Source organism: Hahella chejuensis KCTC 2396 (assembly GCF_000012985.1).
Taxonomy (GTDB): Bacteria; Pseudomonadota; Gammaproteobacteria; order Pseudomonadales; family Oleiphilaceae; genus Hahella; species Hahella chejuensis.
Window position 1 is genome coordinate 5,650,776 of the sequence record NC_007645.1, and the last position, 17,106, is coordinate 5,667,881.

General features: G+C 56.5%; 21 protein-coding genes. 12 read left to right on the forward strand and 9 right to left on the reverse strand.

All coding sequences use genetic code 11. The features are described from left to right. Window positions 1-21 precede the first annotated feature (21 nt). The 8 genes from HCH_RS24785 to HCH_RS24820 all read left to right on the forward strand — a co-directional run bounded on the left by HCH_RS24785 (window position 22) and on the right by HCH_RS24820 (window position 8,034). Window positions 22-1,008: a 3-oxoacyl-[acyl-carrier-protein] synthase III C-terminal domain-containing protein gene (locus HCH_RS24785; protein WP_011399244.1), complete on the forward strand. Its 987-nt coding sequence runs from the start codon at window positions 22-24 to the stop codon at window positions 1,006-1,008. Next, window positions 1,005-1,985, forward strand: coding sequence for an NAD-dependent epimerase/dehydratase family protein (locus HCH_RS24790; protein WP_011399245.1), 981 nt, complete (start codon window positions 1,005-1,007; stop codon window positions 1,983-1,985). Before HCH_RS24785 ends, HCH_RS24790 begins: the two co-directional genes overlap by 4 nt. Further along, window positions 1,954-2,820, forward strand: a complete 867-nt coding sequence (locus HCH_RS24795; protein WP_011399246.1) for an MBL fold metallo-hydrolase — start codon at window positions 1,954-1,956, stop codon at window positions 2,818-2,820. Before HCH_RS24790 ends, HCH_RS24795 begins: the two co-directional genes overlap by 32 nt. Window positions 2,821-2,830: 10 nt before the next feature. Further along, on the forward strand, window positions 2,831-4,081 hold the full coding sequence (locus HCH_RS24800; protein ID WP_011399247.1) for a F390 synthetase-related protein: 1,251 nt from the start codon (window positions 2,831-2,833) through the stop codon (window positions 4,079-4,081). Beyond that, the gene (locus HCH_RS24805) at window positions 4,069-5,229 is read left to right on the forward strand and encodes an ATP-grasp domain-containing protein (RefSeq protein WP_011399248.1); all 1,161 of its coding nucleotides are present in this window, start codon (window positions 4,069-4,071) and stop codon (window positions 5,227-5,229) included. Before HCH_RS24800 ends, HCH_RS24805 begins: the two co-directional genes overlap by 13 nt. Beyond that, on the forward strand, window positions 5,223-6,302 hold the full coding sequence (locus HCH_RS24810) for a GNAT family N-acetyltransferase (RefSeq protein ID WP_011399249.1): 1,080 nt from the start codon (window positions 5,223-5,225) through the stop codon (window positions 6,300-6,302). The genes HCH_RS24805 and HCH_RS24810 overlap by 7 nt, the downstream gene beginning before the upstream one ends. Further along, window positions 6,299-7,306: a Rieske 2Fe-2S domain-containing protein gene (locus tag HCH_RS24815; protein ID WP_011399250.1), complete on the forward strand. Its 1,008-nt coding sequence runs from the start codon at window positions 6,299-6,301 to the stop codon at window positions 7,304-7,306. The genes HCH_RS24810 and HCH_RS24815 overlap by 4 nt, the downstream gene beginning before the upstream one ends. Window positions 7,307-7,422: 116 nt before the next feature. Then, window positions 7,423-8,034, forward strand: coding sequence for a C80 family cysteine peptidase (locus HCH_RS24820; RefSeq protein ID WP_011399252.1), 612 nt, complete (start codon window positions 7,423-7,425; stop codon window positions 8,032-8,034). A gap of 20 nt (window positions 8,035-8,054) precedes the next feature. Here HCH_RS24820 and HCH_RS24825 read toward each other — a convergent pair whose 3' ends face one another. From HCH_RS24825 to HCH_RS24840, 4 genes are all read right to left on the reverse strand, one after another. Beyond that, on the reverse strand, window positions 8,055-8,780 hold the full coding sequence (locus HCH_RS24825) for an SOS response-associated peptidase (protein WP_011399253.1): 726 nt from the start codon (window positions 8,778-8,780) through the stop codon (window positions 8,055-8,057). A 90-nt stretch (window positions 8,781-8,870) separates the two neighbouring features. Beyond that, complete coding sequence (locus tag HCH_RS24830) at window positions 8,871-9,281, reverse strand: hypothetical protein (RefSeq protein ID WP_041598913.1); 411 nt, start codon at window positions 9,279-9,281, stop codon at window positions 8,871-8,873. Between the two features lie 21 nt (window positions 9,282-9,302). Next, window positions 9,303-9,596 (reverse strand): hypothetical protein, encoded by a 294-nt coding sequence (locus HCH_RS24835; protein WP_011399254.1) that lies wholly within the window; start codon window positions 9,594-9,596, stop codon window positions 9,303-9,305. Window positions 9,597-9,647: 51 nt separating this feature from the next. Beyond that, on the reverse strand, window positions 9,648-10,538 hold the full coding sequence (locus tag HCH_RS24840; RefSeq protein WP_011399255.1) for a LysR substrate-binding domain-containing protein: 891 nt from the start codon (window positions 10,536-10,538) through the stop codon (window positions 9,648-9,650). Between the two features lie 168 nt (window positions 10,539-10,706). Here HCH_RS24840 and HCH_RS24845 point away from each other — a divergent pair, with 168 nt between their 5' ends. Together HCH_RS24845 and HCH_RS24850 are read left to right on the forward strand one after the other, a co-directional pair. After that, on the forward strand, window positions 10,707-11,564 hold the full coding sequence (locus HCH_RS24845; protein ID WP_011399256.1) for a PhzF family phenazine biosynthesis protein: 858 nt from the start codon (window positions 10,707-10,709) through the stop codon (window positions 11,562-11,564). 3 nt (window positions 11,565-11,567) lie between these two features. After that, window positions 11,568-12,200, forward strand: a complete 633-nt coding sequence (locus HCH_RS24850; RefSeq protein WP_011399257.1) for a LysE family translocator — start codon at window positions 11,568-11,570, stop codon at window positions 12,198-12,200. A 10-nt stretch (window positions 12,201-12,210) separates the two neighbouring features. Here HCH_RS24850 and HCH_RS24855 read toward each other — a convergent pair whose 3' ends face one another. Both HCH_RS24855 and HCH_RS24860 read right to left on the reverse strand, forming a co-directional pair. After that, window positions 12,211-12,558 carry an antibiotic biosynthesis monooxygenase family protein gene (locus HCH_RS24855; RefSeq protein WP_011399258.1) on the reverse strand — a complete coding sequence of 116 codons (348 nt, stop codon included), beginning with the start codon at window positions 12,556-12,558 and terminating at the stop codon, window positions 12,211-12,213. Beyond that, entirely contained in the window at window positions 12,559-12,909 is a 351-nt protein-coding gene (locus HCH_RS24860) for an NIPSNAP family protein (RefSeq protein ID WP_011399259.1), read from the reverse strand. Between the two features lie 87 nt (window positions 12,910-12,996). Between HCH_RS24860 and HCH_RS24865 the strand changes: the two genes are divergently transcribed. Both HCH_RS24865 and HCH_RS24870 read left to right on the forward strand, forming a co-directional pair. Continuing rightward, window positions 12,997-13,746 carry an ArsR/SmtB family transcription factor gene (locus HCH_RS24865; RefSeq protein WP_011399260.1) on the forward strand — a complete coding sequence of 250 codons (750 nt, stop codon included), beginning with the start codon at window positions 12,997-12,999 and terminating at the stop codon, window positions 13,744-13,746. A gap of 74 nt (window positions 13,747-13,820) precedes the next feature. Then, window positions 13,821-14,078, forward strand: a complete 258-nt coding sequence (locus tag HCH_RS24870) for a hypothetical protein (RefSeq protein WP_011399261.1) — start codon at window positions 13,821-13,823, stop codon at window positions 14,076-14,078. Window positions 14,079-14,201: 123 nt separating this feature from the next. Here HCH_RS24870 and HCH_RS24875 read toward each other — a convergent pair whose 3' ends face one another. The 3 genes from HCH_RS24875 to HCH_RS24885 form a co-directional block, all read right to left on the reverse strand. Further along, on the reverse strand, window positions 14,202-15,263 hold the full coding sequence (locus HCH_RS24875; protein WP_011399262.1) for a matrixin family metalloprotease: 1,062 nt from the start codon (window positions 15,261-15,263) through the stop codon (window positions 14,202-14,204). Window positions 15,264-15,334: 71 nt separating this feature from the next. Continuing rightward, a complete protein-coding gene (locus HCH_RS24880) occupies window positions 15,335-16,195 on the reverse strand; it encodes a hypothetical protein (RefSeq protein ID WP_011399263.1) in 861 nt (286 codons plus the stop codon). Window positions 16,196-16,343: 148 nt separating this feature from the next. Continuing rightward, on the reverse strand, window positions 16,344-16,931 hold the full coding sequence (locus HCH_RS24885) for a response regulator (RefSeq protein ID WP_011399264.1): 588 nt from the start codon (window positions 16,929-16,931) through the stop codon (window positions 16,344-16,346). Window positions 16,932-17,106 lie beyond the last annotated feature (175 nt).

A 17,106-nucleotide genomic window follows, 5' to 3' on the forward strand; every position in this document is an offset into this window, starting at 1 on the left:
ACACTTTGCACGAGATTTAAGATGTCATTTGTTATACGGTCCAGCGCCTGTTATCTCCCTCAGGGCAAGGTTTCAGCGGAAGAACTGGATCAACGTTTAAGCCTGGAGCCTGGAACCTGCCGTAGACGCTACGGCGTGGATTACCGTCATTACGCCTCCCCGAGCGAAACCGCGCTGTTTATGGGAGCGGAAGCCGCCAGGGCGGCCCTGGACAGGGCCGAATTACAATGGGCGGATATCGACTTACTGGTTTGCGCCAGCGGCACCCCGCATCAGGCCCTTCCTTACAACGCCGCGGGCATCCTCGCTGAACTGCAGATTGCTGAGCCTTTAGCCACGATGGACGTCAACGCCAGTTGCCTGTCGTTTCTGGCGGCGCTGGAGTTCAGTCATTGCGCCATCGCCAGCGGCCGCTATCGACGAGTGATGATCGTCTCCAGCGAAGTGGCCAAAATCGGCGTCCAGGACGTCAAACCTGAAACCGCCACCCTGTTCGCAGACGGCGCCGCCGCCTTTGTACTGGAAGCCTCCAAGAACAGCGCAGGGTTGCTAACCAGTCTGTTTCAGACTTACCCAGAGGGATATTCCCTATGCCAGATTCGCGCTGGCGGCAGCGGCTTGCATCCCACCCGCAACCCCATGGAGGCTGTCGCCGAGGGCAGCTACTTCGAAATGCACGGCAAAGCGCTCTACAAAATGGTTTCCAAACTCGCGCCGGACTTCATCCGCCACGGCCTGGGAAAAGCACAGCTCACGCTCTCCGACATCGCCCATATCGTACCGCACCAGGCCAGCCACGCCGGACTGGCGCATTTAGTTCACCGGCTTGGTTTGGATAACGACAAGGTAGTCAACCTGTTTGCGACCATGGGCAACCAGGTCGCTGCGTCTCTACCTATCGCCTTGGACCATCTGCTGCGCAACAAACGCGTCGCCCGCGGTGAGCAGGTGATGTTGTTCGGCTCGGCGGCGGGCCTGTCGCTGGGGCTGGGAGTGCTGAGCCTGTGAAGATTCTGGTGACCGGCGGCACCGGCATGTTAGGCCAGTCTATCGTGCGCAACTATCAGGGCCGTTTCGACATCCGTTTTATGGGCCGGAATCAAACTCTGGGAGCGCGCATCGCCTCGGAGACTGGCGCTATATTTTTCCCTGCGGCCCTGCAACAGCAGGCGCTTCTGCATGAAGCCTGCAAAGGCGTGGACGCAGTGATCCACTGCGCGGCGTTATCGAGCCCCTGGGGAGCGCGCGAGGAGTTCGAAACAGCGAATGTCGACGGAACCATTAATATCCTGGCGGCGGCGGAGGCCAACGGCGTGCGGAAGTTCGTGCACATCTCCACCCCCAGTCTGTATTTTCAGTTCCGCGACGCCCTGAATATTCCGGAAACCCAGCCTCTTGGTCCTCGTTTCTGTAATGACTACGCCGCCACCAAAGCCCGTGCGGAGCATCTTGTTACCGCCAGTCCGCTGCATACTGTCATCCTGCGTCCACGGGGCATATTCGGCCCCCATGACAACGCTATCCTGCCGCGGATTATCGGCGCTGTGCGCAAAGGCGTTCTCTGGCTGCCTTCCGGCCGAAATCCAGAAATAGACCTTACCTATGTAGACAACGTGGCCGACGCCGCGATGCTGGCGTTGCAGCAGCCGGTCGAACGCGGCGCCGTCTTCAACATCAGCAACGGCGAGCCAGTGCGCCTGCTGGATGTGCTGACCCAGCTATTCATCGCCATGGGCCGTCCCACGCCTATCAAAACGCTGCCTTATGGGGCGTTGGCGCCGGTGATCGCCGGCGCGGAGTGGCTGCGCGCCCATCTGCCTGGGCGGCCAGAACCCAAGTTGACCCGCTACAGCGCGGGACTGTTTCACTATCATCAAACCCTGGATATTTCCAAAGCGCGGACCCAGCTTGGCTATGCGCCCGCCGTATCCATTGCTGAAGGAATTGAGCGCTATGTCCACTGGCGTCAGAGTCAGGCTGTTTGAGGCCGGCCATTGCGTCCACCCCGGCTTTATGGTGAAACCGGGACTGGGCTTGGCGCCGCGCAAATTTCCCGCCGGCGTCGCCTTGGTGGAGCACCCCCAGGAAGGCGCACTGCTGTTTGACACCGGCTATCACCAGCGCTTTTCCCAATGCACCCAGCAGTATCCTGAGCGATTCTACGCCCTGGCGACGCCCTGTTCACTGCAACACGGCGAGAGCCTGAAAGAGCAGCTGGCGATTCAAAATATTACTGCCGATCAGGTCAGGCATGTGGTGCTGTCCCACTTTCACGCCGACCACATCGCCGGCGTCTGCGACTTTGAAAAGGCTACCCTGCACTGCCATCCCGCCGGCCATCGCTTTTTGACGCAAACCGGACGACTGCGTCGATTACGCAAAGGCTATTTGAGAGATTTACTTCCCGCCCAGGCGGAAGCGCGCCTGTCATTCACAGAGAGTTTTCCGTTGGATCTGGGCGATATTCTGGACATGCCGACGCGACCTCTCGGGTTGGGCGCCCGCGATCTGTTCGGCGATCAGACGCTGTATCTGGTCGCCCTGCCCGGCCATGCCGCCGGCCAGATGGGATTACTCGTTCGTTTGCAGGACAAGTTCCTGTTTCTGCTCGCGGACGCCTGCTGGCTGGTGGACAACCTTCGCGATGGCGTAGATCAGCATTGGCTGGCGAACATCATCTGCGACGACCGCAAGGCCTATCGCGACACGCTGCAAAAATTGCGTCGCTGCTATCGCGATATGGCGGACAAAGTCATATTCGCGCCGTCCCATTGCCAGGACACGCTTGGCCCGCTGATACAACAAGGCTGGATCAGTTAAAGGCGCGCAGATGGAAAAACTCATCATACTCCGCCACTTTATCGCCAGCCGCTATCGACGCTTTCAGTCCCGAGAGCAGCTGGAGTCCTGGCAGTCGCGACGACTGCGCCGCCATTTGGACTGGGTGTGCCGCCATGCGCCGTTCTATCAGGGGTATTTAGGCAAACCACTGCAGGATTTTCCCATCATGTCCAAAGGGCTGATGATGGACAACTTTGATCAGCTGAATACACGCAGCTTGCAACGGGACCATCTGTTCGATATCGCGCTTGAAGCGGAGCAAAGTCGGGACTTCAGCCGGTCGCAACTGGGCGACGTCACTGTGGGACTGTCTTCTGGAACATCCGGCCGGCGCGGACTGTTTCTGGCTTCCCGTGCAGAGCGTTTGGAATGGGCCGGCGTCATCTTCGCCAAACTCTTGCCAAGCCTGCTGGGACGCCATCGCATCGCCTTGCTGTTACGGGCGGACAGTCCGCTGTATCAGACCGTCGGCCGGGGCCGCATCCAGTTCCACTATGCCGATCTGACGCAACCGCAGGAGCAATGGCTGGCGGCGCTGGAAGCGTTTCGGCCCACCCTGCTGGTGGGCAGCGCCCAGGCGTTGCAGCTATGTGCGCAGTATGGCGACAGGCTGCAGCCGGAATTGATTATCTCCGGCGCGGAAGTGCTCACGCCTTCCGACAGAGGACTGCTGCAACAACGGTTCGCCTGTCCGATCAAAGAGATTTACCAATGTACGGAAGGCTTCCTCGCCTGCACGCAACAGGACGGCGTACTGCGCTGGAACGAGGATTTCGTGCATATCGAGCCGCGCTGGCTGAATCCGGAGAAGACGCACTTTTCACCAATCATTACCGATTTCCGCCGCCGCACGCAGCCCATCATCCGCTACCTGTTGGATGATGTGATTGAAGCTGGCGATGAGCCCGGCGTGTTTCGCGCCATCCGCAGCATCGGCGGCCGTACAGGCGATGTACTGCAACTGCCGGGGGCGACTTCCACGGTGACGGTTTTACCCGATTTATTATATCGCGCCGCCGCGCTGGCCAGCCCGGAGCCCTTGGATTACCGCATCAGCCAGATTGAGGCGGCGCGCTTACGCATAGAAAGCGACCGCCGCCACGGCGAGATCGAGCACGCCATACGCGCCGCGCTGGCAAAGTTGGGCGTGATCGAAGCGCTCAGTTTTGAGCACAGTCCGCGTCCACAATGGACGCCCTCACAGAAGCAACGCAGGGTAGTCAATTTATGGTCGTCCTGATCACTGGCGCCCGCGCCCCCGTCGCGCTGGATTGGGCCCGCATCGCGATAAAATCCGGTCATCAGGTCTGGCTCGCGGATAACCTGCGCTGGCCTTTGGGACGTTACCTGCAAGGGGTGCAGGGCTATTTGCGTCTGCCGCCGCCCAAAGGCGACCTGAGCGCTTACGCCCGCGCGTTGGAGCGTCTGCTGCGGGAACACAAGGTCGATCTGCTGATCCCTACCTGCGAAGAGATTTTTTATCTGGCCCAGGCGCGTCCCCATGTACAGGCTGACGCTCATTGGTTCATGCCGGAAACGGAGCTGTTGTTCCGCCTGCACAGCAAGCTGGACAGTCTGTCGATCATGCATGGGCTTGGCGAAGTGCAAGCGCCGGAAACCTACCTGCGTTGCAGTCCTGATGAAATCGAAAATAATCCCGATACTATTTTAAAACCGGTGTACTCCCGCTTCGGCCGTCAGGTGATCCGCATTCCGCATCAGGCGGCGCTTACGCCCTCACAGATCAGCGCCGCCCGCCCCTGGGTGCAGCAGCGCAAAATTGTCGGTCAGGCCATCTGCAACTACGCGCTTTTCGATCAGGGCAAGCTGATCGCGCATCAGGCTTATCTGCCGGAATACTGCTTTAATCAGGCCGCCGCCAGTTACTTTGAGCCCTATACGGACCCACGTCTGGAAGAATTCGCCCGCCAGTTCGGCCACAACACAGGGTATCACGGACAGGCCGCGTTTGACTTTATTGAGGAGGCCGGGCAGCTCTTCGTGCTGGAGTGCAACCCGCGCGCCACCAGTGGACTGCATTTATTGCGACAAACCCTGCGCATTGATGAGCAGGGACGATTTGCACACACACCGGGTCCAGCTCAACCATTTCGCATCGGCGCCACGCTGCCTCTGTTTTTTGGCGCGTCTTCCCTGCTGCAAGGCAAGTTCGGTCGTTTGCTGCATGACTACCGCCGCGCCCAGGACGCCCTCGCTGATGAACAGACACCGTTGTTGCAACGTGCGCAATGGCTGGCGCTGACGGAGATGTTTTATCGCTCCGCCCGTTTTAGGCGTCCATTAACCGACGCCAGCACTTTCGACATTGAATGGGATGGCCCTGACGCCAACGTCGACGCAGATCCCGCGCAGGACGCCCCATGCTAGAGGCCAATGAGCTGCATCGCCGCTTTGTCGAGCTGATGCAGCAACCCGGACTGATCCGCAATCTCACTACGGATATTATCGCCTACGAACAGAACGGCGTGGTGGCGCCCGCCAGCGTCAACGACTATCACCCGCAGAATTGCTATGTGGTTTCGCCACTGACGCAGATTATCTATTACGCCCGCGACGAGCTGCCGAAAGTGGAATCCGCGCTGTTACGTTATTTCTGCTTCGGCCTCACGCATTTGCTGGAGTGGCCGTTCAGGCTGGCGCGACTGGACCGGCTGCAGGTGCTCAACAATCAATGTCTCTCCACTAATTTTTACAGCGCCAACTGGCGCGAGCTGAACCTATCCGCACTACGCGAGCAGGCCCTGCGTCGCTTTCCCCAACACGCGCTGATGTTACGCTCGCTAAATGCCCGACAGCACCCTGACATCATCGCGCAAGCGCGTCAGGACGACTGGCTGCCGATCATTAGTCGTCAGGTGTATTTGTTTCTTGATCGCGAACACTGGTGGAACCGCAACAACGCCCGCGCAGACGATCGTTTGCTGCGTCAACCGAACTGGTCGTTCAAAGAGTTGGACCCGGATGACGATACCCAGATGGCGCGAGCGGAGCAGCTTTACAATCAGCTCTATCTGGAAAAGTACAGCCTCCATAATGTGCGTTTTAGCGCCAACTATCTGAGCGTATTCAGTCGCAGCGGTTTGCTGAAGCTGTTCGGCCTGTTTCACCAGAATGAACTGTTAGGCGTGGCGGGCCTGTTCGGCGTCGACCAAACCCTGACTGCGCCCGTTGTCGGCTATGACACCCGTTCGCCCGCCAAAATGGCGTTATATCGGCGTCTCATGGCGTTCGTGATCCGCTACGCCATGGATAATAATCTGGAACTCAATCTCAGCTCCGGCGCGCCGGGCTTCAAAAAACTGCGAGGGGCTGAGGCGGCGATCGAATACAGTTATGTCTACGTCGCTCATCTTGGGCCTTATCAGCGCGCAGTTTGGCGCGGCTTGTCTCTGCTGACGGAGAAGCTCTATCGCCCCATTCTGGAGAAGTTCGAGTTATGAGCGCGCCTGAGGGTTTTCCTTATTCCGGCGTCACTGACGGCTGGTTCCCTTTGCTGCCTGCGGCGAAGTTGCGGAACAAGCCGATAGCGGCGAGTTTGCTGGGTGAAGCGTTGGTCCTGGCGCGACTGGAAGGCATGGCCTGCGCATTTCAGGACCGTTGCCCCCATCGTTTGATCCCGTTGTCGCAGGGAAACATCTGCAATAATCGTCTGGCCTGCCGCTATCATGGTTGGGAATTCGACGCGACGGGACGCCTGCGCCACACCCCTGGCGCAGCAGAGTGCGGCGCGCGCGCGACACTGCAAAGCTATGCTCTGCAGGAGCGGGACGGATTGATATGGGGCAGCTTGAAACCTGCGTCAGCCGAATCTCTGGTCGGCTTTTCCGAGCTGCCCGGCTATGTCTGGACCCAGGCTTATCGCCGCATCCACTGCAGCCTGTTTCATACCATTGAGAATTTTCTCGACCCCTGTCATACCCCTTATATCCATCAAGGCTTACTGCGCAGTCAGGGGCCTCAGCAAATGCAGATCGAGCAGACGGTCAGCGCCGATGGTTTTGATACCCATTACAAGCTGACGCAAAAGCAGAATGGCTGGATCAACCGGCTGTTCGACCCCGGGGTGGATCAGAACGTCGCACGCTTCAAACTTCCCGGTCTGGTGGAATTGGACTATCTCAAGAACGGTCGTCTGTTGTTTCGCTCCGCACTTTATTTTGTTCCCCATAGCGCAGAGGTCACGGGAATATTCGTCAGGCTCTACGCACCCCGCTCATGGATGCCCGCCGCCCTGCGTTTTGCGCTGTTCAAGCCCTTCGCTCACATGCTCTATCTCCAGGACAAACAAATACTGGAGCAACAACAACTCGCGCAGCAGACCCATGGCGAGCGCTATCTCTTTTCCCACACTGATGTGGCTGCGCGCGCTCTGTGGGCGTTGCTGCATGGTCAATCGCCCAGCCCCTCCGCACTAAAAGAGTTGAACTTCCAAACGACTCCCTGATCCAAACAAAAGTGGTCATTGAATAAGCTTAACTATCTAATTTCCGCTTGGGATATTAGCCTGAGCAACGCAGTCATAGCGCAAAAACCGGGCGTCAAACAAAGGAGAGGATAAGGATGAACTACGATAAGCAGCTGATTATTGTGTTGTTAACTGAGCCCAAGGATAACCTGCGGTCTTTTGGGAGAAATCTCTATCGGAAACACCCCGACAAATCGGAGCTGGTGGAGTATGACGTGGCGAGCAAAACCCACGTCGTCATCAATAGCGCCGGCTTGGGCGCACTGACGGAGAATTCACGCATCCAGATCGTCGGACACGGCGACTTGAACGGCGTGTCCTGCGCAGGGAAATACGGCAAGGCGCTGGCGACTTTCATCGCCAATAAAGCCGCGCCCGGGCTGAAGCAAATCAAGAAAATCAGTCTGACCGTCTGTTACGCCGCCGGCAACGCCACCCAGCCAAACTTCGATCCCGCCAATAGCTTCGCGGCGGCGTTTCATTATTCGCTAAAACAGGAGCACGGGGTTATAGCGGACGTCACCGCCCGCCCGGCGACTATGATCGTCAACGCGCAGGGACAGAAGGAAACCCGCTTTAACTACGGTGGATTTGGAGAGCGTTACCAGCATCAAGGCGATAACACCAAGTATTTGTTTCACTGGAACGGCAGTTCACAGGTTATCACCAATGTGCGGGAGCCTGTCGATATGATGGAAATATGTTGAGCCGCCTCCGGCTAATCACATCAGAACAGCTCCGCCTGCTCGAACTGATTCAGCTTTTCATCTCTGACGGTTGTGTTGATCGGCTGGATGGCGTCGCTGCTTTTGTTGGCGGCGGCGCCGATTGAAGAATTAATGGGTATGATTTCCCAGTCGCTCAAATCGCGCGGAACCAGCATCGCGCGGACTTCACTCAATGGCGTCGCAGGATCGATCCAGGCGTCGAACTGATCCGGCGATAACAACGCCGGCATTCTGTCATGGAGCCAGCGGATGGAGTCGCTGGCTTCGGTAGTGATAATGGCGCAGGTCTCCAGATAGTGCTCTTCTTTCAACCAGACATCCCAAAGCGCGGCGAAATAGCAGTTCCCCGAGGCGGGTTTTAGATAGTAGGGCTGCTTAACGCCCTTCTCTGTTCGCCACTCGATAAATCCCGACGCAGGAATCACGCCGCGTCGATATTTGAATGGTCCGCTGAACGCCCGACTTTTCTCCAGTGTCTCCGCCCTGGCGTTGAACATGCTGAACTTATTGGAAATTTCCGACGCCCAATGCGGCGTCAACCACCAGCGCATCTCCCGTAAATAGCGCTTGCCACCTTCCTGAATCGCCACCATCACCGCTTCCGTCGGCGCAATATTAAACATATCGCCAAACCAGCGTTTACGCAGCCCGGTGGCGTCAAAACCAAAACTTTCCATCGCCGCAACAATTTCAGCGGAGGCGGTGGCGTTGAATCTGCCGCACATGAGGTACGATCTCCTTGTTGAAACTTTTCGACAATCGCTCTCCTTTGACACTGAGAACCGCATAGATACTTGAGCAGACTGATACCTAAGCTATTTTAGCCAGGGTAATAACAGCATGATAAGTATAAAGACGATAAAACCTATTACAGCTACAGCAAAAACCCAAGGTTTTACAGACGTCTCAGTGTTTTCGACATACTTTATCTCCTTCCCAGAGACACTTTTATCCGGCCCCATCCGCCAAAATACAAACAAAATAATTCCGAAAGAGATTATGAGTAAGTAGGCCTTACTTATATATTTCTCAGCAGCCAGATTGATCCAGGGAATGGTCACGAAATATATCAGCAACGCCATTTTGCGTTTATTGTACTGATGAGGATCAACCACCTTATCTTCTATTCGAAGGTGCGCACGACAAGCTGGACAATGGAATGACATGACTTTCCACCACCTTACTTCGATGTTCGCGCCACATTCTGGACATGGGAGCATTTCCATCAGCCGCTCCTTCTACCTCAACTACAAAGAGCCATTCAATTTAGTCGCCGCCGTCATAAATACTCCCAGAAAATACATATTGCCGAGTTTAAACTCCCGGTCGAGCCCCTTGAGAAACAGCCCGACCAGCACAAGGCATGCGGGAAGAATAACGACCCCCGCCAGGAATTTAGAACCTGCGACGGCAAGTATATAGCTTGCGTCCTCCGCCCCCCAGGCGACCCTGCATGCCCATGCTAAGGGGAGAATATGCACGCCAAGCAATAGGATGATTATGAACAGGGGCACATCTGATTCGAATAGTTTTTTGAGCATTCACATCCTCTATTATTGGTATTGAGGTCGCTGATTGTGATTTTGCGTTATTTATGCCACCAACATCCCCATTAGCCAATCCCGAAACTTCTTCACTTTCGGCCAGTCCGCCCGTTCATAGGGGGTGGCGAAGTAGTAGGTGAAGGGGGCGGGGATTGGGTCTGCGTCCAGGGCGATGAGGCTGCCGTTGGCGATGGCGTCGGCGACGATGTAGGTGCGGCCGAGCGCCACGCCCTGGCCCGCCTGGGCGGCTTGCAGCACCAGTTCAGTCCGGCTGAAATAAATAATATCTTTGCTGACATTGACGCCTGCACGCTGCGACCATTGCTCCCAGCTTTTCATGCAGTTATCGGAGCCGTCATTGGCGGTGGCCAGCAAAGTGGCCTGCTGCAGCATCTGAGCCCCGCTTAAATCGGGATACTGCTGAAATAACAGCGGGCTGCAGACCGGGAAAATCTGTTCCGTTCCCAGCGCCTGACTGTAAAACCCGCTTGGCGGCGCTGACGCGAAACGCAGCATCACATCCGCATCGCTTGATCCGGCGGGACGAATGCTCTCTTCCGTATTCAGGTACACGCGGATGCCGGGATGCAGTTTGTGAAATTCCGGCAAGCGAGGTAATAGCCAGTACATCCCGAAGGTGGCGAAAGTCTCCACTCGCAGCACGCCCTCTTCCCGCTCGCTATGGATCTGGTCCAGCGCGCCTTTGATCTCGCCCAGGGCTTTACGCACGCCAAGCAGCAGGCGCTCGCCCTGGGGCGTAAATCGCATGCGACGGGTGGTTCTCTCCAACAGAGGAAAGCCAAGCTGAGTCTCCATACGCTTGATGCTCTGACTGATGGCGCTCTGGCTGACGCCCATGGCGGAAGCGGCGGCGGTGAAGCTTTGCTGCTCCGCAATCGCCTCCAGATACAGCAGGTCAGCGAGAAGTTGCTTGTCCATCGTGTCAGGCTCCGGGATTTGATCAGTATGTCGCCATTTATTTATAAGCCTTGCTAATAAGTATATCGTTCGATAACGCTATCGGCTCGTCCCATAATCCTCTCAAAACCGCTCCGTAGAGCGCAAACTTTTTATTAATCCTATTTTTTGTATAGCGGAGGCGAACCGATGAATCATTCAGTCAAATTAATAAGTTCCTTCGTCGATAACGGCGTTGGCGGCAATCCCGCCGGCGTCGTGCTGCAAGCGGACGGCATGGCGGAAGCGGAAATGCAACGCCTAGCCAGCATAGCGGGTTATCCGGAAACCGCATTCGTATCACACTCTGATATCGCCACAGTGAAGCTGGACTTTTTCACTCCCACCAAGCGTATCCCCCACTGCGGACACGCCACGGTGGCGGCTTTTTCCGTCCTCGCGCAACAAGGCAAAGTCGGCCAGGGGGCGCATAGCAAAGAGACCATAGACGGGCCTCGCCATATCCGCATCGAAGGCGACAAAGCTTATCTGGAACAGATCCGTCGGCATGTCACGCCTATTACGGCAGAGCAACAGGCGGCGGCAGCCCATGCTCTAGGACTGGAGGCAGAGCAGGTAAACGCACTGGCGACGCCCCATGTAGCCAATGTCGGCGTCTCGTTTCTGGTGATCGCATTGCCGACTATGGGGAATCTGCGCAGTCTCAGACCTGATAGGGAGAGCATCGCCACCTTAAGCGAAGCGCTCGGCGTTATCGGTTTTTATGTTATCAGCCCGGAAACGGAAGTGAGCGGCCGCACCATCAGCGCTCGCATGTTCGCCCCTTATTATGGGATTGATGAGGAATCAGCTACCGGAATGGGCGCCGGCTGCGCTTCGATATATCTGTATGAAGTTCTGGGCCATAAGAGCGAGCATTACCTCATTGAACAGGGCCGCTTGATGACGCCTCGCTCCCCCAGCCTGATAGAGGCCGAACTGGAAGTCACTGACGGCTTGCCGCATCGTCTCTGGATCGGCGGCGTCGCCAAAATACTGGAGGGCTGAGCCATGAGCAATGATTTGCTCTCCGCCGAACTGATTCAGGTCAGCATGATCGCCATTTTTATGGCGATCAGCCCCGGCGCGGACTTCGCCATGGTCACCCGCAACAGCCTGTTCTACTCCCGTCGCGCCGGCCTGTTGGCGGCGCTCGGCGTCGCCAGCGCCACCTGGGTGCATACCGCCTATACCCTCGCCGGACTGGTCGTCTTGATGGCGAGTTCGGTATGGGTGTTTACGGCGGTGAAGTGGATGGGCGGGCTTTATCTGGTTTATATCGGTTGGAAAACCTGGAAAAGCCGCCTGGAAATCCCACAACAGCATGAGCTTTCGAACAGCGCAAAATCAGACTGGGCGTATTTCCGCCAGGGTTTCATCACCAACGCCACGAATCCCAAAACCACCCTTTTCTACCTGAGTATTTTTACCCAGGTAGTGAACCCGGACACCTCATTGGCGGTGCAGCTACTCTATGGACTGATCATCAGCCTGGCGCACGGACTGTGGTTCTCGATCCTGGCAATCGGCATTACGCACCAGCGCGTGTTGGAAAAATTGCGGGCAGGCGGACGCCATATCGGTCGCGCCCTGGGTGGAGCCCTCATGGCGATGGGCGTGGGCCTGATGGCGTCTCACCGGTAAGCCGTCTCTATCAACCCGGGTGGACAGCGCGGCTGTCCTCCGGCGCCTGCGTCCGCTCTGTCATGCCGTAATCTCTGACCACCGCAGCGACCCGCAGTCGATAATCAGAGAATACATCCACCCGACCGCACTGCTGCGCCATGCGGTGCTCCACCTGATTGCGCCAGACTTTCACCGCCTCTTCATCCCGCCAGAAAGACAGGGACAACAGTTTTTCCGGCTGGCTCAGGCTTTGAAAACGCTCAATGGAAATAAAGCCTTCGATCGTCTCCAGCAGCGGCTTGAGGTCTGCGGCGAGGCGCAAATACTGGGCTTTTCTGTCCGGCTTGGGCTCCAACTCGAAGATAACCACAACCATTCAACTCACCTTTTCCCGCGCCCCAGCGCTCAACTTCAATAGGGTATCCGGCGCTGCAGTGAGAAACGTGCGACGCTCCTGCAGGATAAACTTATGTCGCTGTGCGAACTGAAAGTTGTCCCGTCCGGCGGGATCGCTTTTCAGTCGGGTGCGGTAGGCTTCATAGGCGGCCAGACTGTCGAAGCCAATAAGCCCGTAGGCGACATAGTTGGTCCCCTCGTGGGGAAGGAAATAACCGATCAGTTCCCCGCCGCACTCCGGAATAATACGCCCCCAATTTTCCGCATAGGTTCTGAATGCGTCCAACTGGAAAGGATCGATGTTGTATTCAATAAAGCAGATCAGGTTCATCGTCGTTGTCTCTCTTTAGGTTTTCCGGCAGTCTAACCACACCAGAAAGCCATGCTTCGACGCTCATCTAACTGTCAGTGATCCGCTATGTCGAACGACCCTTATTTCAGTCAAGCCCCCAGAATATCCCAAGCTCCTGATATAGCTAGTGTTCCTGATATAACAAAGGTCGCAGCGCTGCTAGGCGAGGCCGCCCGCGCCAACATGCTCATCGCCTTGCTGGGAGGTAAAGCCCTGACGGCGACGGAATTGGCCGCTGAAGCAGACATCACCGCGGCCACCGCCAGCAGTCACCTGAAAAAGCTGACAGACGCCCATTTGGTGATCGCGCAGAAGCAAGGGCGTCATAAATACTTCCAGTTACGCAGCCGCGAAATCGCCGAATTCCTGGAAACGCTGCTGAACGTTTCCGCTACGGTGGAGCACAGTCGCACTCTTACCGGGCCGAAAGATCCAGCACTGCGATATGCCCGCGTCTGTTACGACCACTTGGCGGGAGAGACTGGCGTCCGCCTGCTCGACGGCCTCAAAAGCAATGGCGTATTGATCGAGCAGGATCAGCAACTGCTCCTGTCGCCAAGCGGTCGCAATCTGTTTAACTCACTGGGCGCGGATGTCGGCGGCCTGGAGAAGCTGCGTAGACCAGTATGTAAAAACTGTTTGGACTGGAGCGAACGTCGACATCACCTGGCGGGCTCACTTGGGCAATGGGTTTTACAGGATATTCTCAACCGGGGCTGGGCCCGGAAAGATCTGGATTCACGGGTCATCCGGTTTACGCCCGGTGGCCTGCAGGCACTGCGCAAGCGCTACGCGCTGACAGATCTTCCCGCCTGAATTTTCATCCTGGCATAAAGCTTGTAGCAACTTAATCGATCATCGTTCTCACCTATGACAGATGGAGAAACGCTATGAGTAAGCAATCGAAGGATAACGAAGCGAACGCCACTGCAAGTAAAGAAAAAAAGGAAGAGATCGACGCCGTCGATGAATTATCGGATCAGTCCTTCCCGGCCAGCGATCCGCCCTCTTTCACGCCAGTGGACCACTCCGGCCCGCCACGCCATGAAGAGAAAAAGGAAGAGGTAGAGGTAGATGAGGAAAAGGAAGACAAGTCCCAGAAACGAAACTCCACCTCCCGACCTAAGGCGGATACCGCCAACTCTTGAGCGCTTATCGCGTTGTCGGTTTGTAATTTTTACAAACGAAAATCTGTGACGGATACGTCGAATAACGAGAGACGGACCTCGCAAGGTCCGTCCCGGGAGCCAGGGATACGTGGTTTTTCATAGTCAGTAGATCGTGATGCTTCTGGGCATCTCCATATAGTTATTGCTTTCAACCGCTTCGGATATCGCATTATTCGGATCGACGATAAACCCGAGCCAGTAGGTTCCCGGCGCCACCGTGGTGGGGATATACAACGTACGGCTGAATGTGCCGGTGAAGCCCTCGGAGCCCCAGGCGCCGTAGTTGGAGCCTAGATAAGTGTCTCCTGTGCTGATGTAATCATTGGTGGAAAGATAGAAGCTGATATCAAACGACTTGGTCGCCGTACTTTGATTGCTGAACGTGAACTGGATAGTGACGTTGGTACCGCGATAAGCATATGTGGGGCTGGACACCAGTCCGGATGTGCCTGTGCCGGTGCGTTTAAATGCCGAGCCGGCGATGTCGGTTTCTGTGGTGCTGTCGGGATAGATCACCCTCGATCCAAGACGATCGTCCGCCAAGGGGTCCCATTCCTTATAGTGGCCGAGCGGGCCGCTGTTCGGGTAATAGGAGTTCATGGTGGCCATCCAGCGGTTTTCATGCAGGAGCCCCAGGGCGTGCCCTAACTCATGCAGGGCGACGCTTTCAAAGCTGTATGGCGACCCCAGGTTGGAATAATTCAGGCTGCCCAGGTTCCAACTGATGTTGTTATTGAACCCAATGTCAGTCTCATCAATGCCGTACTGATAACCAAACAGCCAGTAGCAGTGGTAGCGAGTCACCGTCACCGCCAGGACGCCGCCGCCAAGACTGTTATCAAGATAGACTTCATTACGCCCGTTATTATCGTTATGGCTGCCATCCGTATCACGGTTGACGTAATACAAAAACCGGGAGCCTTTTACGTTATTCCAGTGCCACATAGCGTTCTGCAGCCGCGAATCCCAAGTACTGCCCGCCGGGAATGAAGTGGTGCTGATATACATCGTGGTCTGGTTGCCGTTCCATTTGATCGCATTACCGTCGCAAGTGCGGTAGGTGTAGGCTCCTGCGAAAGGCGTCGCAAAGCATAGCGTCGCCAGCAAGACCAGCCGGGCGTCGCTCAGCCCCGATAGAAGTTTGTGAATAGCTTGACGATACATAGAAAGTCCTCCTTCTAAACGTACCTGTCTTCGAATAGCCGCTCGTGACCGGTCAGCGCGTTAACGCATCATCAGTCCCGGTCCATGGACGACCTTGCCCCCTGCTGGGTTCTGCGGGGCAATGCGGAGGCGGCGGATTCATCGCTCATGCTGCTGGCGGACGCGCCTGAGCCTGCATCGCGGCCTTTACGTTCAAGCGCCTGCCCCACTTTCACAGAGCGTAACTCCTGAGCGAATGCGCGCGATTGCGCCTGCTGCCGCAACATGCCAAGAAAGCGGTCCGCACTCATTGGCGCGCCTTTGGCCTCCTGCGGCGCCAACATCGCTGCGCCGCCGTCAGAACGACCGGCGCTGGCTTTCGCCTGAGCGCTGCTGGAATTGGTCAAATGGGCGGAGCTGGCTATCTGCGCGCGTTGAGCGTGGCGATTCGCCTTCAGAATCTCGCCTTTTTCGCCGACGCCATAAACCTCATTACCCACATCGTCGGTGACGATAGCCGCGCCGCGATCATTGTTTTGCAGGCGGAAAACGCCCTGCCCCCAACCAACCAGCGGCACCATGCGCTGGCCGTTGCCTTCGACAAACAAAACCACGCGCTCGCCGGCGCTGAACTCGGGACTGCCTTCAACATGCAGACCATTGCGGCCGTCATAACCGCCGCTCATCATCAGCGTAAGTTCATTGTCGTGATAGACCCCGGCCAGGGTCTCAACGTCCGCCAGGCGGACATAGGTGTACAACTGCCGGTCCTCAGCCCGTTGCGATACCACTTCCTTCACGGTTCCAACCACAATGCCCTGAGCCTCAGCGACCAACGAATTAAAGTCTTTGTAGATTAACGTCGTCGCCTGCGCGCTGGCCGCCAGCATCAATGCGGCGAGCAATGGAAGGAGCAACAGACCCGCACCTGAATGTAGGAGTAATTTCTTCATTTCCAATCTCCTTTTAGAGAAATGAGGTGGGTGTTACTAGCAGAGGGCATGAACGCCCTCAAAGGTGATAATAACTCACGTACAAACCATGAAAAGTGCAAAGATTTTGGCGCCCCCTTAGTGATTGAGGCCGTTCGCCAAGACCCTATCAAAGCTTTTTCAGGTGGTATTGGACTAACTGGCGGGAAATCCCCAAAAGACGCCCCAACCCCTTCTTGGAGCCGGTGATGGCGATCGCCATCTTAAATATCAGCGTCTCAATTTCTGCGGTAAGTTTTTTCAGGTCCAGCTCATCATCATCGCTGTATAACAGCGGGCTGACGATTCTGTTGATGCTGGAAGCCAATGACATAGGAGAGGAAACCGTCTGCAGCACAGCTTGCTCAAATGTACCCAGATCAAAAGGTTTATCGATAACGTAAGAAAAGCCACAGCGCATTGCCTGCACGGTATCGGCGCGGGAGGCGTCGGGGGCGATGCCCAGGACAAAAGGCGCGGCGGGAATCAGCTCCGCATCGCCAAGCAGCGGGACAATGTTACCGCCTTCAAGAACGAAGTCGATCACCGCCAGTACCGGGCGCCACTCCAGTATTTCCCGGCGGGTTTGCTCTACCGATGCGGTGGTGTGTATATCCGCATGAGGCGCCATTTGCACCAGAGTACGCCGCAGCCTGGCGCATAAAGTCGGGCTCTCCTCGGCCAGCAATATTCGATTGATTCGCACGCTCAGCGTCATCCCGGCCGCTCCTGCCAAATGCAATGGACTCAGCGGGAAAAGAAGCGATTCAACCTGTCCCTGCCAACGCCGGGCCTCCCTGTCGCATACGGAGAGCGCCGCACAACTGTATCTCGATCACACAACGCTAAACCAGCGGAGCAGCCTCTCCGTTTCGCAGTCAACTGGAAATCGC

What these genes read in the sequence shown, in the direction of transcription:
- HCH_RS24800 (WP_011399247.1), top strand. Translation starts at nt 2,831, where the DNA reads ATGGAAAAACTCATCATACTCCGCCACTTTATCGCCAGCCGCTATCGA.
- HCH_RS24815 (WP_011399250.1), top strand. Translation starts at nt 6,299, where the DNA reads ATGAGCGCGCCTGAGGGTTTTCCTTATTCCGGCGTCACTGACGGCTGG.
- HCH_RS24795 (WP_011399246.1), top strand. Translation starts at nt 1,954, where the DNA reads ATGTCCACTGGCGTCAGAGTCAGGCTGTTTGAGGCCGGCCATTGCGTC.
- HCH_RS24865 (WP_011399260.1), top strand. Translation starts at nt 12,997, where the DNA reads ATGTCGAACGACCCTTATTTCAGTCAAGCCCCCAGAATATCCCAAGCT.
- HCH_RS24850 (WP_011399257.1), top strand. Translation starts at nt 11,568, where the DNA reads ATGAGCAATGATTTGCTCTCCGCCGAACTGATTCAGGTCAGCATGATC.
- HCH_RS24855 (WP_011399258.1), bottom strand. Translation starts at nt 12,558, where the DNA reads ATGGTTGTGGTTATCTTCGAGTTGGAGCCCAAGCCGGACAGAAAAGCC.
- HCH_RS24810 (WP_011399249.1), top strand. Translation starts at nt 5,223, where the DNA reads ATGCTAGAGGCCAATGAGCTGCATCGCCGCTTTGTCGAGCTGATGCAG.
- HCH_RS24845 (WP_011399256.1), top strand. Translation starts at nt 10,707, where the DNA reads ATGAATCATTCAGTCAAATTAATAAGTTCCTTCGTCGATAACGGCGTT.
- HCH_RS24875 (WP_011399262.1), bottom strand. Translation starts at nt 15,263, where the DNA reads ATGTATCGTCAAGCTATTCACAAACTTCTATCGGGGCTGAGCGACGCC.
- HCH_RS24785 (WP_011399244.1), top strand. Translation starts at nt 22, where the DNA reads ATGTCATTTGTTATACGGTCCAGCGCCTGTTATCTCCCTCAGGGCAAG.
- HCH_RS24860 (WP_011399259.1), bottom strand. Translation starts at nt 12,909, where the DNA reads ATGAACCTGATCTGCTTTATTGAATACAACATCGATCCTTTCCAGTTG.
- HCH_RS24880 (WP_011399263.1), bottom strand. Translation starts at nt 16,195, where the DNA reads ATGAAGAAATTACTCCTACATTCAGGTGCGGGTCTGTTGCTCCTTCCA.
- HCH_RS24805 (WP_011399248.1), top strand. Translation starts at nt 4,069, where the DNA reads ATGGTCGTCCTGATCACTGGCGCCCGCGCCCCCGTCGCGCTGGATTGG.
- HCH_RS24835 (WP_011399254.1), bottom strand. Translation starts at nt 9,596, where the DNA reads ATGCTCAAAAAACTATTCGAATCAGATGTGCCCCTGTTCATAATCATC.
- HCH_RS24840 (WP_011399255.1), bottom strand. Translation starts at nt 10,538, where the DNA reads ATGGACAAGCAACTTCTCGCTGACCTGCTGTATCTGGAGGCGATTGCG.
- HCH_RS24885 (WP_011399264.1), bottom strand. Translation starts at nt 16,931, where the DNA reads ATGACGCTGAGCGTGCGAATCAATCGAATATTGCTGGCCGAGGAGAGC.
- HCH_RS24870 (WP_011399261.1), top strand. Translation starts at nt 13,821, where the DNA reads ATGAGTAAGCAATCGAAGGATAACGAAGCGAACGCCACTGCAAGTAAA.
- HCH_RS24830 (WP_041598913.1), bottom strand. Translation starts at nt 9,281, where the DNA reads ATGGAAATGCTCCCATGTCCAGAATGTGGCGCGAACATCGAAGTAAGG.
- HCH_RS24820 (WP_011399252.1), top strand. Translation starts at nt 7,423, where the DNA reads ATGAACTACGATAAGCAGCTGATTATTGTGTTGTTAACTGAGCCCAAG.
- HCH_RS24825 (WP_011399253.1), bottom strand. Translation starts at nt 8,780, where the DNA reads ATGTGCGGCAGATTCAACGCCACCGCCTCCGCTGAAATTGTTGCGGCG.